Below are 14,097 nucleotides of genomic sequence, written 5' to 3' on the forward strand. Positions count from 1 at the left end.
GAGGTTTCCGGTACTCGCGCCAGGCAAGCAGGGAGGGCATGAACAATCCCCATGAGCCCATGCCCGTAAACGACAACTACCACCCGTATGACCCCAACAGGGACACCCATAGCCGTAGCCGGAACGGCGACGGAGTAAACCGGGCAGCATTGGCGATCCATACGATCGCGGACATAGCAGCCGGATTTCTGGGCCTGTGGGTCCTCCTGTACCTGCTCGACGCCAACCAGGGAAATGTCTTCGTCGGCTTTGTGCACGGCATGGCCGACTGGCTGGCCGGCTGGTCCCAGGACATCTTCACGATGGAGACCGAAGGCCTGAGAGTTTTCCTCAATTACGGCCTGCCCGCCGCAATTTACCTTCTGCTCGGCCATGGGATCGCTGCGCGGGTACGTCGCCTCTGACCGAATTCAGGTCGAGCGCGTCGTCATATATGTCCGTGAGGTCCGCCATCAGATCATGCAGTAATTCGCGGATCTCACGGCATAGCGCGCCGTGGTGCGGTCTCCGGCGGGTAGTCGCGGCAGCCGCCCGGGGTGAGTGGTGGCGCGGGCAGCAGGTCGCGCAGCGAGGCATGGCTTGGCCGGATCACCGACCGTCGTGATCGCCTGCTGGCAGGATCGGAGCATCACCGACCAGGAGGACAGCCATGGACACTCTCAACTCACAAGACCCGCTGGCCATCGCGGTCACCAAGGCGATCCGCACCGGTGACGGCCCGGCGCTCCAGCAGCTCCTTTCCGACCACCCCGGCCTGGCCACCGCGAGGATCAGTGAAGAGGGCTGCGCCGCGGCCGGGACACGGAGCCTGCTGCACATCGCGACGGACTGGCCCGGTCACTTCCCCAACGCTCCCGCGACCGTCGCCACCCTCGTCGCCGCCGGAGCCGACCCCAACGCCCGCTTCGCCGGCGCCCACACCGAAACGCCCCTGCACTGGGCCGCCAGCAGCAACGACATCGCCGTACTCGACGCACTCGTCGAGGCAGGCGCCGATATCGAAGCGCCGGGGGCCGTCATCGGCGGTGGCACACCGCTCGCCGACGCCCGCGGCTTCGGACAGTGGCAGGCAGCGCACCGGCTCATCGAACACGGCGCGCGTACGAGCCTGCAGGACGCGGCCACCCTCGGCCTGCTCGACCGAGTCGAAGCCCTCGTCGAAACGCCGGAACCGCCGGCTCCGGACGAAGTGACCCGGGCCTTCTGGGGCGCCTGCCACGGCGGCCGCCTGCCCACCGCCCAGTATCTGCACCGCAACGGCGCGGACATCAACTGGATCGGCTACGACGACAAGACGCCCCTCGACATCGCCCGCGCCGAGGACGCCGAAGACGTGGTCCAGTGGCTACGTACCCAGGGCGCGAAGGCCCGCGCCGAGCTGACCTGAGTGCCCGGCTCACCGCCCGTACGCCGCGAGCGCAGCCTTCCGTCCACTACGCCCTACGCCGGGTGACCTTCCGCATCGGTCCGGTCGGCCTGGCTGGAGAACTTGGACAGAAACACGTCGAACCGGCCGTCTTCCCCAGCGCGGACTGGCCGCCGGCCCTGGACCGCCCATGCGCGGGCGGTGAGCGCGATCGCCCCGTCCGGACGCGTGGGCACAGCCTCGCTGAGCGTGTCACGCAATCGGTCCCGGACGGCCGGTGCGAGAGCGGCGACGTAGCCAGGGGCGGGCCCCTGCCCGGCCAGGAATGGTTCCCACAAATCCGCGAAGTCGGCGAAGACGGTGGGCACCTCGATCGGGGCTACCGCCACATCGACCAGCCCCGCCTCCATCCACAGCGCACGCAGCACATCTGGGCGGCACACCGGAAAGCGGTGGGTCTCGTCCAGGGCGACAGCCGACGGATCCACTGTGACCGCGGCATCCCAGAAGTGCCGCAGGAACGCCATGCCCTCGGCGTAGTCCCACACGTACGCCGCGACCAGCCCGCCGGGCCGCACCACGCGGGCCGCCTCGGCCACGGCCGAGCCCGGTGCGGGAAGGAAGTTGAGCGCCAGTCCGCTGACGGCAACGTCGCACGCTCCGTCGCCCACCGGCAGCGAGAGCGCGTCGGCCACCACGAAACACGCCGACGCCGGAGCGGCGGCACGCGCCGAGACCACGAACCCGGCGGACCGGTCCAGCCCCACCAGCATCCGGGGCCGACACCGGGCGGCCACTGTCGCGGTCAACGCGCCGGTACCGCACCCCACATCCAGCCACCACAAACCGTCCTCGCAGCTGAGCCACGCCACGAACCCATCCGCGACCGGACGGCTCCACCGGCCCATATACCGCTCGTAGGCGTCCCCGGCCGCCCACATGTCGAACCGCTGCTCCTTCATGCGACCACGATCCCCGACCGGGTCCGCCCAGACCGCAGACACGCGGGCCCCCGGCCAGGGCATCGCCCGTACCACTTCGTGCGCCCTGGCTGCCGGTCGGGTGCCCCACTGCTTTTTACGTTACTTCTCCCACGGCCACTGCGCGTGGCCGCGTCCGTCCACGGTCCGCGGGTCCGTCGTACGCATGCCGCTCGTTTCCAAGTCAGTGTCGGTACACCGCCGTACGGTCATCCCTGAGCGGTCCACCGATACGTGACGTCCGGCTCCCTCTCCTCGTTCCGGCTGCCGTCGTTGAAGTCGACCGCGCTGAATCCGTACCGCTCGTAGAAAGCCCGGGCGGCGGTGTTTCGCTGGAAGACGTGCAGGTTGAGCTCCTTCGGGCTGGCCTCGCGGGCCTTCTCCAGCAGCAATGACCCGATGCCCCGGCGTCGTACGTCGGGACGAAGGTAGAGGTGGTCGAGCTCTGTTCCGTCGAGGGAGGCGAAGCCCAACAGGTCACCCGTGTCTTCCGCCTCGGCCACCCACACTGTGGTGCCCGGCAGCACGACGTGGGTGATCCAGGCGAGTGTGTCCTCGTCGCTGTGCACCCTCGGCAGGTAGGGCATGGCCTCGGTGCGCGAGGCGAGGAAGACGCTGGTGATGGGTTCGGCGTCTTCGGCGGTGGCTGTGCGCAGCGATACTCCGCCGGTCCGTATGGACGCGTTCGGTGTCATGTCGTGTCTCCGCGATTCGTCTCGGTCAAGTCCGGCATGAAGTCACATGAGGTCATATGAGGTCAACGGCACGCCTAACCGGGGGCGTCGGCGCGGATGATCAGGTCCAGCAGTCCGGGAAAGCGTGCGTCGAATTCCTCGCGGCGTATCCGGTTGACCCGCTTGGACCCCTGATCACGCTGTTCGACGACGCCGGCGCCGCGCAGTACCGCGAAGTGGTGGCTGAGTGCCGCCTTGCCGACCGGCACGTCGAAGCTGCCGCAGCTGCGCGTCCAGTCGTCGGAGCCCGCCAACTCCCGGACGAGTTGGATGCGTACGGGATCGGCCAGCGCGGACAACGCGGTCAGGAGAGAAACGTCGTCGGGGTCCGTATGCACTGGTGCGGGGCGGTGTCCGCTGCCCGCCGCCTGGTCCGGCATGCCGCTCTCCTAGCCGTTCCGGCCTCGCCGGGGGTGCCATGAGGCATCCCGGCCCTTGCCTGGTGTTCGATCGTCATCTTACACTTCGAGTGTTCGCTTTCCATTGAACACTTTGCCCGAAGGGTGTGTGCTGCCATGCGTGCAATCGAGTTCCGGGAGTACGGCGATCCCGAGGTATTGAAGGTCGTACGGGCCGACGTCCCCGAGCCGGGACCGGGCCAGGTCAGCATCGATGTCGCATATGCGGGCGTGAACTTCGCGGACCTCAAGGCGCGCGCCGAGGGCTACCGCGTGGGGTCACTGCCCTACGTCCCCGGCCTGGAAGTGTCCGGCCGGATCCGCGCCGTCGGCGAGGGCGTCGAAGGGCTGCGCCCCGGCCAGGAAGTCGCCGCACTCACCAGCGGCGGTGCCTATGCGGAGGTCGCCGTCACGGAGGCCGCCACCGTCTTCCCGCTCCCGGAAGGCGTCGATCTGCGTACGGGGGCCACTCTCCCCACCGTGCTGCCGACCGCGCATGCCCTGCTGCACGAGGTGGGGCGGCTGCGCGCCGGCGAGAGCGTGCTGGTGCACGGTGCGGCCGGCGGTGTCGGCACAGTGGCCGGGCAGTTGGCCCGGGCCGCGGGCGCGGGCGCGGTGTACGGCGTGGTCTCCTCCACGGCCAAGGCCGGGTACGCCCTCAAGTACGGCTACGACGAGGTGTTCGTGGGCGACTCCTTCGCCGATGAGGTCCGCCGCGCCACCGGTGGCCGAGGCGTCGACCTGGTGCTCGACCCGGTAGGTGGCGACACCCTCCGCCGGGGCCTCGACGCGCTGGCCGTCTTCGGGCGCCTGGTGTCCTTCGGGAACGCGAGTGGGGCGCAGCCGTGGCAGGTGGGGCAGCCCGAGCTCTACGCGGAGGGCCGTTCGGTCGGGGGCTTCTCCATCCTCGCTCTCGCAGTGTCGGCTCCCGACGCCCTGCGGTCGCTCGCCGAGCGTGCCTTCCGCACCGTCACCGAGGGCGTCGTGGAACTCCCTGTCACTGCCGAGTTCCCCCTTTCGGAGGCGGCCGCAGCTCACACGCTGATGGGCGGTCGTACGTCGACGGGCAAGCTGCTGCTGCGGGTATCCGACGACCCGGAAGGTTCACACTGATGAGGATTCTGGTCGTCGGCGCCGGAGCCACCGGAGGCTTCTTCGGCGCACGTCTCGTCCGGGCGGGAGCGGATGTCACCTTCCTCGTCCGCCCCCACCGCGCCACTGCCCTGCGGGATAGAGGTCTGCGTATCACCGGTCTGGCGGAGGAAGAGGTCATCGCTCCGGAGTTGGTCACCGCTGCCGAACTCTCGGATCGTCCCTACGATCTGGTGTTGCTGTCGGTGAAGGCCACCGCCTTCAAGCAGGCCATCGACGATGCCGCCCCGGCGATCGGTCCGCAGAGCGCGATCGTGCCCATGCTCAACGGCATGGCTCACCTCGACGAGCTCAACGCCCGGTTCGGCGCCGGACCGGTCCTGGGCGGCGTGGCCAAGGTCGTCACCACCCTGAACAGCGACGGAGACATCGTCCGCCTCGCACCGCTCGCGGGCCTGACCATCGGGGAACAGGACGGCCGCCCGTCACCGCGCGTGGACAGAATCCGAGCGCTGCTGGCCGACGCGGGAATCGACGCGGGCGTGTCCGCCGACATCGTTGCGGCGATGTGGCACAAGTGGGTCTTCATCACCACCGTCGGTGCACTGACCTGCCTGATGCGCGGCACGGTCGGCGACGTCAATGCCGTCCCCGGCGGATCCCGCCTCGGTCCCGCCATCCTCGCCGAGGCCGCTGCGGTGGCGGCAGCCGCCGGTTTCCCCGTCCCGGCGGACGAACTCGCCGCCACCACAGCAACGGTGACCCAGCCGTTGTCCTCGTTCGCCCCCTCCATGTACCGCGATGTCGTCGACGGCCGCGCGGCCGAAGTCGAGCACGTCTTCGGCGACCTGGTGACGCGCGCACGCGCCCTGTCGGTCGACACGCCCCTGCTCGACTTGGCCACACTGCACTTGCGTGTCCATCAACATCGCACGCTCACCATGTGAGTACGCGTCAGGAGAGGCGCCAGGCGACGGCGTACGGCTGGGCGAACTGGGTGATCCGGTGGGCGCGGACAACGACCTCCGCGTCCCCGGCGGGGATGTTCTGCCAGCGCACCTGCTCGACGTTGTTGACGCGGTCGAATCCGGGTTCCGTGCCCATGTTTCCGTGGCGTTCCTGGGCGCCCGCCCGGACGATGAGGTCGAGGTCGTTCTGCAGGGCCGGACCGGGCGGGTCCGTCCAGACCAGGGTGATCTTCAGGGTGTGACCGGCCTGCTCCGGGACGCTGATACGGAACGTACGCTCCTCGCCCTGCTCCAGCTCCTCCTCGTCGGCGAAGCCCGCCCGGTTGCCGTCGCCGGGCAGGACAGCGGAGCGTTCGAGGTTGACGAGGCCGAAGCCGGAGTTGTTGTTCGGGGAGAGGCCCGCCTCGGTGGGGTTGTACTGGCCGGGGAGGTCCACCGCGCCATTGATCAGCATGGCCTTCAGGAGCGCCGCGCTCGGCCTGGGGGTGCCGTTCTTCATCAGGGCCTCGCGCAGCACCGCCACGCAGCCCGCGACCAGCGGTGTGGACATGCTGGTGCCGCTGCTGAAGAAGAACGCGGGGTCCGAGGAGACGCCGAAGAGCGTGTCGGGCCCCGCCGCGCGCGAGTGCGCCGACAGGATCGACGTGCCGGGGCCGACGACATCGGGCTTGATACGGCCTTCCTGGGACGGCCCACGGCTGCTGAACGCCGCCATCCCGGCCGGGTTGCTCGCCTGCCGGTCGTCGCGGATCGGGTTCGCGGGGAACGAGGTGGGCCTCAGCTGGCCGTAGGTGAGGGGGATGTCGGGGCGGCTGCCTTCGCTGGCGCCGATGGTGATGCAGTTCTTGGCGCCCGCCTGCCCGCTGACGGATGCCTGGTTGACACGGCCGTCACGGTCCCGGTCGTGACCGCTGTTGCCCGCCGAGAAGCAGATGACGTACTCCTTGTTGTCCCAGACCATCTTGTCGGTCTCGAACGCTCTGGTGTCGTACGGCAGACTCGGGCGGGTCGGGCCCCAGGAGTTGGTGTGGATCCGCGCCCCGTCCTCCAGGAAGGGCGGCTCGAACAGGTCGCGGAGGTCGTCCGGGATGCCCCCGAGTCGGCCGTTCTCGTCCAGGAGGGACTGCAGGACCAGTCGCGCCTCGGGCGCCGTGCCCGTGATCGGGCCGCCCATCGATGCCGACGTACCGTCGCCGAGGACCGAGCCCGCCACGTGTGTCCCGTGGCCGTCCGGGTCGTCCACCTGCTTGGGGTTCGTACGGCCGAGGGCGATCAGGCGGACGACGCGGCCGGTGAAGGCGGGGTGCACGTCTGCAGTGGAGCCGCGGTCGAAGCCGGTGTCGGCGACGGCCACAACCTGGCCATCGCCCCGGAACTTCGTGCCGTTGAGCGAGATCTGACTGTGCATCAGTGTTCCGGCGAGGGTGTTGTGCAGCCCCACCTCGGCGACCTCCTCGACATGCTGCACTTCGTCGAGGTCGGCCAGCGCGGGCAGATCCTCCTCCCGGACCGTCATGCGCACCTTGCGGCGGTTGGGCCGGACATCGCCGGCGCGGGCACCGACGGCCCCGGCAATCCGCTCGCGCACTCCGTCCGAGCCCGTGTCGACGTCCTCGTGCAGGACGACGTCGACCGTACGGGGAGCGGGGCCCGCCGCCTCCATGGGCTCGGCCAGGACGGCGACGGCCGGGCGCAGGCGGTCCGACCGCAGTGACGGCGCGATTTTGAAGCCCTTGAGATAGACGTCCGTCCAGGCCACGAAGGGCAGTGCGCGTACGGCCTCCAGATCGGAGGGCCGGTAGCCGCACAGATAGGTGCTCTCCGGAACGTATTCGTGGATCACCACGCCGAGCGCCGCCAGTTGCTGCTTCTCCTCGGCGGAGGGTACGTGCGTGGTCTGGACGAGCAGGTAGTTGGACGCGGAAGCGTCCTCGGAGACCAGCGATGCACTGGCCATCTCCCGCGACTGGACCAACGGGTCCACGGTCACGCCGTTGATGGTGATACGAGCCATTGCCACACTCCCCGGATCGCACGACTGACAGATGATTACAGTCTGTCACCATATGAGCCGGGTGTGTCACGGCGCGGCCGACGCGCCTACCGCGGCCGCGTGCGCCTGCCCCGCCTCCCGCGACGCACGTGACTGCTTCCGCTCACAACCTCTCGCGTGGCGTTCGCAAGTGTGGGCGTTTTCTGACGTTATGTTCGCTTGTATGTTCTTCGGGTCAGTCGGAGACGAAGTCTGTGAACGCCGCACCGGACGAGAGACGCGATGAGACTCCATACGACTGCCGGCCGGCGCCTGGCACTGCTGCTGACACTGGTCGCCGGCCTGGGCGTGGCCCAGGCACCGGCACCCGCGGCGCACAGCGGCGCGGCTCGGTGCCCGGCGTCCGTGCCCTACCGGTCGGGTGATTCCGGCTATCACACCTTCCGCATTCCGGCCGCGCTCCAGGTACCCGGCGGTGCGCTGCTCGCCTTTGCCGAGGGCCGGCGCAATTCCCCGGCGGACAACGGTGACATCGATCTGGTCCTGCGTCGCTCCTTCGACGGCGGATGCACGTGGCGGCCGCTCCAGCTGGTCGCGGACGCCGGGAAGGACACGGTCGGCAATCCCGTGCCGGTCATCGACCCCGTCAGCGGTGACATCGTGCTGGTGACCTGCCGGACGATCGACGGAGCCACAAAGGCGCAGGTGACGTCGGGTCAGGTCGTTCCGTCCGTACGTCGTGTGTACGTCCAGCGGAGCGACGACGGCGGGAGGACCTGGTCACGGCAGCGGGACATCACCGGATCCGTCAAACCGTCCGGCTGGCGGTGGTACGCGGTCGGCCCGGGTCATGCGGTCGCCCTGCGACACGGGTTCGACCGGGACCGGCTGCTGGTACCCGCGAATCACAGTTCCGGCGCCAACGGACGCAGCGGTGGGCACTCCCTCTACAGCGACGACGGCGGGCACACGTGGCGCATCGGTTATGTGAGCCGATCCGCCGGCGGCCCGCTCGCGCTCAACGAGAGCACGCTGGCCGAGCTCCCGGACGGCAGGGTCTACATCAACGCGCGTGACCACGACCGGAAGGCCGAAGGCACACGCGCGGACGCCTACAGCACCGACGGCGGCCTGACGCTGTCCGTCCCGTTCCGGCCGCAGCCCGAGCTGACGGGGCCGACGGTCCAGGGGAGCGTGTTGCAGGTCTCCCGCGGACTGCGGAGCGGACTGCGAAGCGGCCCGTTGCTGTACTCCGGTCCGTCAAACCCGGACGGGCGGTTTCGCATGCAGGTGCGGGCCAGCGCCGACGGCGGCCGGTCGTGGCAGCCTCTCTGGTCGGCGTCGGGAGACCCGGCCGGCTACTCGGACTTGGTGCAGACGAACTCGCGCACAGTCGGCCTGCTCTACGAAACAGGGAAGCTGACCTATCACGACACGATCCGCTACACACAGTTTCGTTCGCCGAAACTCTCCGCAGGCAAGCAACCCTGAGCCCGCGGCAGGCGTCTTGGTCCACAGCAGGGCGCTTCGCCGCAGGTGACGGGCGGCGCCCAGATCCCCGGAGCGTCAAAAGGTCCGGGCATCAGCCAGCTATACACTGCATGTATACATAGAGCGTATAGTTACCCGCTGTTGCCCTGGCCGTGCACGAAAGGCATCCATGCACAGCAAGGCATTCGCGCCCGAGTACCAAGGCGCCCTCACCAAACTGTCGGTGAACTCCTCCCTGACGGACGTACTGGCCGAGGGAACCGAGCACTTGAGGGCAGCCGAACTCTCCGGCTCGCAGCAGGAGGTGGCGCGGTCCGGGCTCGCCGTTGCCGAGGCGCACCGCAGACTGGGCAACATCAAGGAAGCCGACCAGGCCTGGAAAGCCAGCTACCGGGCCGCCCGATCGGCCGGTGACCTCGGGGCCATGGCCTGGGCACTGTGGAGCGGCGGCACGCTCGCCCGTCAGCGGGGCGCGCTGGCACTGGCCTTCCGACTGCTCGGCCTCGCCGCCGACATGGGCAAGCGCGGAGGCGACGTAGTGGCCCGCGGCTACTCCCTGGCCGGTCTGGCGGAGACCGGACGAATACAGGGCGACTACCAGGCCGTAGCTGTCCTGCACGAGCAACTGCTCGCCGAAGCACGCCAGCGCGGCGAGGCCCGCCACACCGTGTGGGCGCTGGAGGGCATCGCACAGATTCACCGCAACACCGGTTCGTACGACACGGCCCTCGCGATGTTCGAGGAAGCGGCCGAGATAGCCGGGAAGGCGGACGACCGGCGGGGACGCGCGTGGGCCCTGCGCGGCATGGCCGACATCATCTCCCTGCGGGAGGACAACCCGGAGCGAGCCCTCTCCCTGCTCGCCGAGGCCGAACTCACGTGCCGCGAGATGAAGTTGTCCAGCGCTCTCGCCTACAACCACAAAATGCGCGCCAACGTGCTTTACCGCGCCCGCCGTTACGGCGAAGCCCGAGAGGCCTACGAGCAGGCGCTCGCGGAGTTCCGTGCCATGAGCGAGCCGCGGGGCGAGGCGCTGGCCCGGCTGGGACTGGTCAAGGCACGCGCCCACCTCGGCCGGGACCGGGCCGAAACGGCCGCGGAACTGGACGAGTTGGGCCGTACGCTCGACCGGATCGGCCTGCGTCACGCCCGGGACATGGTCGACAAGGCCCATGCCGAACTCGGGGTCATACCTCTCGCCACGGCGGCGGGCGAGGAAGTCGGCCCACGATGACGATGCCCACAACAGCCCCGGCCACCGCACCGCAGATCCTCGCCCGCTGCCGCGACCTTGTGCGGCCGGCCCTCACGCAAGCGGTCCAGCGCCTACACCCCTGGCCGGCCGAGATGGCCGCCTTCTCGCTCGGCTGGAGCGAAGTGGGCGGCACGCTCGTCCCCGGCACGCACGGCTCACGCGGCTCGCACGGCAAGGGAGTGCGCCAGGCGCTGACCGTGCTCTGCGCCGAGGCGGCGGGCGCCCCCGGGGAGAGCGCCGTGGTCGGCGCGGTGGCCGTCGAGCTGATCCACACGTTCTCGCTTCTGCACGACGACATCATGGACGGCGACGAAACACGCAGGCAGCGCGCGACCGTGTGGAAGGCCTACGGCACCGGCCCCGCGGTGTTGGCGGGGGACGCACTGTTCGCCCTGGCCGTGGAGACCCTGGCGAACTCCCGCACCGTACACAGCGCGGCGGCGGTGCGGCACCTGGCCTCGACGCTCAACGACCTGGTGCGCGGTCAGGCGGAGGACCTGCTGTTCGAGTCCCGGCCGTGGACGGGGCCGGACGCGGTGCGGCCGGACGAGTACCGGTCCATGGCCGGCCACAAGACCGGCGCGCTGCTCGGCTGCGCTGCCGGACTGGGCGCCGTGCTCGCCGGGGCCCCGGCTCCCACCGTCGATGTCCTGGCCCGAGCGGGCCGGCATCTCGGGGTGGCATTCCAGGCGGTGGACGACCTGCTCGGGATCTGGGGAGACCCGCAGGTGACAGGCAAGCCGGTGCACAACGATCTGCGCCGGCTGAAGAAGACGTACCCCGTCCTGGCAGCCCTGGCCACGGACGGACCGGCCGCACGGCACCTCGTCGCGCTGCTCACCTCGGGCGAGCCGCTCGACGACGTCACCGCCCGGCGGGCCGCCGAGCTCATCGAAGACGCGGGCGGACGCTCGGCCACCCTGGCCGAGGCGCACCACCACCTGGACAGCGCCCGCGCATGCCTGGACAGCGTCTCGTTGGCGCCGGCGGCGGTCGGCGAGATCCTCACACTCCTGCCGTTCCTCATCGACCGCAGAATGTGACCACTCGCCCCACGCGAGCCGTCTCCCGGGTGTGATCCAAGGTGTGATCTGCGCAGTCGCTCTCCCGGGAGACGGTGACGCCTGGATCAGGTCCTCCTGCCACGCCGCATGATGATGACTGCGGCGAGCACGGCCAGACCGGCGAACAGCAGCACTGCTCGGTCGACCCGTACTCCCTCTGCCGCCTGATAGGCCCTCTCCCGCACCGGCTGCGGTGTCCTGTCCTCGATCTTCTGTCCAAGGACGTGGGCCGTTCCGGTCAGCTGTTCCTTGGCGTGTGCGGCCTTCTCGCGGACCGGCTGAGGGGTCTTGTCCTGCGCGGCATGGAGGGCGTGGGCGGCCTTGTCCTGCACCTGGCTCCTGGCCTTGGCCGCCTTCTCCTGTGCCTGAGTTCTGATGTCGGCCTTGGCTGCCAGCGCGTCGACCGTACGGCCCAGCTTCTCGCGGGTTCCCGCCACCTGCTCCCGCAATTCCTCGGGAGTGAGTGTGGAGCGGTGGGAGTTGTGCCCCCGTCGGTGTTTCGTCATCGCCGTGCCCTCTCCTTGATCTCGGCCACGTCGGCCTTGACACCGGCGATGGCCTGCTCGGGTGCGGGAGGGATGGCCCGGCTGACCTGCTTCTTGCCCACGAGGGCGAGTACAGCCGCCGTCACGAGCAGCGCGCCGGTGACGGCCAGGGCAGAAAGCCACAGCGGCCAGACCAGGTCCAGAGCCACGATCGCGGTGGCCACGCCTGCCAGCAGGGCGACGAAACCGATCACACCGGCTCCGCCGAACAGGCCGCTGCCGAGCCCGAACCGTTTGCCCTTCTGCCGCATCTCGGCCTGCGCCAGCTGCAGCTCCTGCCGCATCAGCTGGGAGATCTGCTCCGATGCCTGCTTGACCAGCTCGCCCACCGACTGCTCGGTGTCAGTGCGGGGCGGGTGATCCAGTGTTCTGCTCATTGTCGTGACCTGCCTTTCGGGGCAGCAGCGGCCTAACGGTTTCCGGCCTTCCGTGTTGCCACCACGGGTCCTCTCCCTCGTTGCGTGTGGTGTGGCTGCTGTCTTTCGGCGCGTACCCCTTTGCCGTCGGGGGCATGTGCTGGGTGTGACGTCGTTTTCGGCGGAGCAGCCGGTCGTGTTTCCCCTGCTGACGGCGCGGTGGCTCAGCCAGACCTTTCTGAATTGGCCGTACGCCCCGGAGGAGGTACAGGCCCTGTTGCCGGGCGGCCTTCGGGTGGATGTGTTCCGCAACGCCGCATGGGTGGGCGTCACCCCCTTCCTGATGACCGAGGTGAAGGCCCTCGGTGTGGTCGCCGTACCGGGCCAGGAATTCAGCGAAACGAATGTACGAACGTACGTACGACTTCCGGACGGCAGACGCGGCCTGTGGTTCCTGTCCATCGAGGCCGGCAATCCGATCATGACAGCCGCCCGTCTGGCAGGTGTCCCCTACCACGCAGGGAACCTGAAGATCGGGACGGACGGTCCTGTCGTCCACTACACCGGGGAACGCCGCGGTGGCGGCCCCCGATACCGGCTGACGGTACGTACGGGCGCTCCGGTCGAGATGACCGAACAGGATGCCTGGCTGACCACACGATGGCGGGCCTTCACCCGGAGAGCGGGCCTGCTCTGGGAGACACCGGTCGAGCACCCTCCGTATCGCCTGGCACGCGTCACACTGCTCGACCTGGACGAGACCCTCACCGTGGGCGCGGGCCTCTCGGCTCCTGTCGGAGAGCCTGTCGTTCATTACTCCCCGGGAGTCGGGCCCGTACGGCTGGGAGTGACACGTCCGGCCGTGGCCTGCCGCAGTCGTTCCTCGGCCTCGGCCCTGGCGCCGTGACGGGCGTCAGGTGATGGTTGCGCCCTGCTGGAGCAGCAGGGCGACATCGGCCGCGGCGATGCCGATCGCCCCGAGAAACGGCAGCCTCGGCCACCGGTGGCCCAGCAGCGCGCTGCCGACCGCCACGATCAGCGCCACCGCCAGGGCGGTCGCACCGGCAATACCGACCGGGCCGGGACGGGCGAGGGCGAGCAGTGCGGTGGCCGTCACGAGAGGAAGCGGCAGCAACAGTCGCGCGCGGGTGGGGCCCAGCCGCTGGGGCCAGCCGTGTACGCCGGTCGCCAGATCGGCAGCGATGTCCGGGAGCACGTTCGCCAGGTGCGCGCCGACTCCGAGCAGCGCTGCGGAGGCGACGACCCACCACGCGGGCCAGGGCCGTCCCGCCAGGCCGAGCGATACGAAGGCAGGGAGCGCCGCGAATCCCACGGCGTACGGCAGCCAGGACAGCGGGGTGGCCTTCAGCCGGAGGTTGTACGTCCAGGCTGCGGCGACCCCGATGAGGTGGACCGTACCGGCGAGTGGACCGTAGGCGAGGGACAGCGGTACGCAGAGGGCCAGGGCGGTGATCGCGGCGCGGCGTACGGCGGTGACGCTCACCGTGCCGGCGACCACGGGTTTGGTGCGACGCCGGGCGGTGGTGTCACGTACGGCGTCGACGGCGTCGTTGCTCCAGCCGACGGACAACTGCCCTGTCAGCACGGCGGCGGCGACCAGCAGGCACCGTCCCGCGACCTGACCGCCGGCCACCGCCATCCCGGTCATCAGGAGGGTGACCGCTGCGGTCGGGCCGGGGTGACACGCCTTCAGGAGGCCGGCCCCGGCTTGAAGCCTCGCGCCGGAGGACGCCGATGCCGGGGGTGCCGCTTCGGCCCGGCCCGTAGCGTCCACGTCCACATCAGCGCCCACGTCCGCGTCCACGCGCTCATGCTAGGCAGCCCGGCCGTCGCG

The 14,097-nt window shown here is 69.7% G+C and carries 15 protein-coding genes; 8 read left to right on the plus strand and 7 right to left on the minus strand.

Annotated elements, in window-relative coordinates; genetic code table 11:
- Positions 1–38 precede the first annotated feature (38 nt).
- Together J7I98_RS18195 and J7I98_RS18200 are read left to right on the plus strand one after the other, a co-directional pair.
- Positions 39–404 (plus strand): hypothetical protein, encoded by a 366-nt coding sequence (locus J7I98_RS18195; RefSeq protein WP_251020806.1) that lies wholly within the window; start codon positions 39–41, stop codon positions 402–404.
- Positions 405–649: 245 nt separating this feature from the next.
- On the plus strand, positions 650–1,387 hold the full coding sequence (locus J7I98_RS18200) for an ankyrin repeat domain-containing protein (RefSeq protein WP_214921767.1): 738 nt from the start codon (positions 650–652) through the stop codon (positions 1,385–1,387).
- A gap of 53 nt (positions 1,388–1,440) precedes the next feature.
- On the opposite strand, the gene J7I98_RS18205 is transcribed toward J7I98_RS18200, so the two are convergent.
- The 3 genes from J7I98_RS18205 to J7I98_RS18215 all read right to left on the minus strand — a co-directional run bounded on the left by J7I98_RS18205 (position 1,441) and on the right by J7I98_RS18215 (position 3,460).
- Complete coding sequence (locus tag J7I98_RS18205; RefSeq protein ID WP_214921768.1) at positions 1,441–2,328, minus strand: class I SAM-dependent methyltransferase; 888 nt, start codon at positions 2,326–2,328, stop codon at positions 1,441–1,443.
- Between the two features lie 227 nt (positions 2,329–2,555).
- Positions 2,556–3,041, minus strand: coding sequence for a GNAT family N-acetyltransferase (locus J7I98_RS18210; protein WP_214921769.1), 486 nt, complete (start codon positions 3,039–3,041; stop codon positions 2,556–2,558).
- 74 nt (positions 3,042–3,115) lie between these two features.
- Entirely contained in the window at positions 3,116–3,460 is a 345-nt protein-coding gene (locus J7I98_RS18215) for a helix-turn-helix transcriptional regulator (protein ID WP_214921770.1), read from the minus strand.
- A 135-nt stretch (positions 3,461–3,595) separates the two neighbouring features.
- On the opposite strand from J7I98_RS18215, the gene J7I98_RS18220 reads away from it, so the two are divergent.
- Both J7I98_RS18220 and J7I98_RS18225 read left to right on the plus strand, forming a co-directional pair.
- Complete coding sequence (locus J7I98_RS18220) at positions 3,596–4,591, plus strand: zinc-binding dehydrogenase (protein ID WP_214921771.1); 996 nt, start codon at positions 3,596–3,598, stop codon at positions 4,589–4,591.
- Positions 4,591–5,517: a 2-dehydropantoate 2-reductase gene (locus J7I98_RS18225; protein WP_214921772.1), complete on the plus strand. Its 927-nt coding sequence runs from the start codon at positions 4,591–4,593 to the stop codon at positions 5,515–5,517. The genes J7I98_RS18220 and J7I98_RS18225 overlap by 1 nt, the downstream gene beginning before the upstream one ends.
- A gap of 7 nt (positions 5,518–5,524) precedes the next feature.
- Here the strand turns inward: J7I98_RS18225 and J7I98_RS18230 are convergent, their stop codons facing one another.
- The gene (locus tag J7I98_RS18230; protein WP_251020807.1) at positions 5,525–7,552 is read right to left on the minus strand and encodes a S8 family serine peptidase; all 2,028 of its coding nucleotides are present in this window, start codon (positions 7,550–7,552) and stop codon (positions 5,525–5,527) included.
- A 261-nt stretch (positions 7,553–7,813) separates the two neighbouring features.
- On the opposite strand from J7I98_RS18230, the gene J7I98_RS18235 reads away from it, so the two are divergent.
- The 3 genes from J7I98_RS18235 to J7I98_RS18245 all read left to right on the plus strand — a co-directional run bounded on the left by J7I98_RS18235 (position 7,814) and on the right by J7I98_RS18245 (position 11,320).
- Complete coding sequence (locus tag J7I98_RS18235; RefSeq protein ID WP_214921773.1) at positions 7,814–9,022, plus strand: exo-alpha-sialidase; 1,209 nt, start codon at positions 7,814–7,816, stop codon at positions 9,020–9,022.
- Positions 9,023–9,191: 169 nt separating this feature from the next.
- Complete coding sequence (locus tag J7I98_RS18240) at positions 9,192–10,256, plus strand: lipopolysaccharide assembly protein LapB (RefSeq protein ID WP_214921774.1); 1,065 nt, start codon at positions 9,192–9,194, stop codon at positions 10,254–10,256.
- A complete protein-coding gene (locus J7I98_RS18245) occupies positions 10,253–11,320 on the plus strand; it encodes a polyprenyl synthetase family protein (protein ID WP_214921775.1) in 1,068 nt (355 codons plus the stop codon). Before J7I98_RS18240 ends, J7I98_RS18245 begins: the two co-directional genes overlap by 4 nt.
- An 86-nt stretch (positions 11,321–11,406) precedes the next feature.
- Here the strand turns inward: J7I98_RS18245 and J7I98_RS18250 are convergent, their stop codons facing one another.
- Together J7I98_RS18250 and J7I98_RS18255 are read right to left on the minus strand one after the other, a co-directional pair.
- Positions 11,407–11,847 (minus strand): DUF3618 domain-containing protein, encoded by a 441-nt coding sequence (locus J7I98_RS18250; RefSeq protein WP_214921776.1) that lies wholly within the window; start codon positions 11,845–11,847, stop codon positions 11,407–11,409.
- Positions 11,844–12,263: a phage holin family protein gene (locus J7I98_RS18255; protein ID WP_214921777.1), complete on the minus strand. Its 420-nt coding sequence runs from the start codon at positions 12,261–12,263 to the stop codon at positions 11,844–11,846. The genes J7I98_RS18250 and J7I98_RS18255 overlap by 4 nt, the downstream gene beginning before the upstream one ends.
- Before the next feature lie 145 nt (positions 12,264–12,408).
- Here J7I98_RS18255 and J7I98_RS18260 point away from each other — a divergent pair, with 145 nt between their 5' ends.
- Positions 12,409–13,149 carry a YqjF family protein gene (locus J7I98_RS18260; RefSeq protein ID WP_214921778.1) on the plus strand — a complete coding sequence of 247 codons (741 nt, stop codon included), beginning with the start codon at positions 12,409–12,411 and terminating at the stop codon, positions 13,147–13,149.
- 6 nt (positions 13,150–13,155) lie between these two features.
- Here J7I98_RS18260 and J7I98_RS18265 read toward each other — a convergent pair whose 3' ends face one another.
- Positions 13,156–14,067, minus strand: coding sequence for a UbiA family prenyltransferase (locus J7I98_RS18265; protein ID WP_374225143.1), 912 nt, complete (start codon positions 14,065–14,067; stop codon positions 13,156–13,158).
- Between the last annotated feature and the right edge of the window lie 30 nt (positions 14,068–14,097).

The organism is Streptomyces sp. ISL-98, assembly GCF_018614055.1.
GTDB lineage: Bacteria > Actinomycetota > Actinomycetes > Streptomycetales > Streptomycetaceae > Streptomyces > Streptomyces spiramyceticus.

Bases quoted from the DNA above. Each gene is read 5' to 3' on its own strand.
- J7I98_RS18250 (WP_214921776.1), bottom strand. From the start codon at position 11,847: ATGACGAAACACCGACGGGGGCACAACTCCCACCGCTCCACACTCACT.
- J7I98_RS18230 (WP_251020807.1), bottom strand. From the start codon at position 7,552: ATGGCTCGTATCACCATCAACGGCGTGACCGTGGACCCGTTGGTCCAG.
- J7I98_RS18240 (WP_214921774.1), top strand. From the start codon at position 9,192: ATGCACAGCAAGGCATTCGCGCCCGAGTACCAAGGCGCCCTCACCAAA.
- J7I98_RS18215 (WP_214921770.1), bottom strand. From the start codon at position 3,460: ATGCCGGACCAGGCGGCGGGCAGCGGACACCGCCCCGCACCAGTGCAT.
- J7I98_RS18245 (WP_214921775.1), top strand. From the start codon at position 10,253: ATGACGATGCCCACAACAGCCCCGGCCACCGCACCGCAGATCCTCGCC.
- J7I98_RS18255 (WP_214921777.1), bottom strand. From the start codon at position 12,263: ATGAGCAGAACACTGGATCACCCGCCCCGCACTGACACCGAGCAGTCG.
- J7I98_RS18220 (WP_214921771.1), top strand. From the start codon at position 3,596: ATGCGTGCAATCGAGTTCCGGGAGTACGGCGATCCCGAGGTATTGAAG.
- J7I98_RS18210 (WP_214921769.1), bottom strand. From the start codon at position 3,041: ATGACACCGAACGCGTCCATACGGACCGGCGGAGTATCGCTGCGCACA.
- J7I98_RS18235 (WP_214921773.1), top strand. From the start codon at position 7,814: ATGAGACTCCATACGACTGCCGGCCGGCGCCTGGCACTGCTGCTGACA.
- J7I98_RS18200 (WP_214921767.1), top strand. From the start codon at position 650: ATGGACACTCTCAACTCACAAGACCCGCTGGCCATCGCGGTCACCAAG.
- J7I98_RS18225 (WP_214921772.1), top strand. From the start codon at position 4,591: ATGAGGATTCTGGTCGTCGGCGCCGGAGCCACCGGAGGCTTCTTCGGC.
- J7I98_RS18205 (WP_214921768.1), bottom strand. From the start codon at position 2,328: ATGAAGGAGCAGCGGTTCGACATGTGGGCGGCCGGGGACGCCTACGAG.
- J7I98_RS18195 (WP_251020806.1), top strand. From the start codon at position 39: ATGAACAATCCCCATGAGCCCATGCCCGTAAACGACAACTACCACCCG.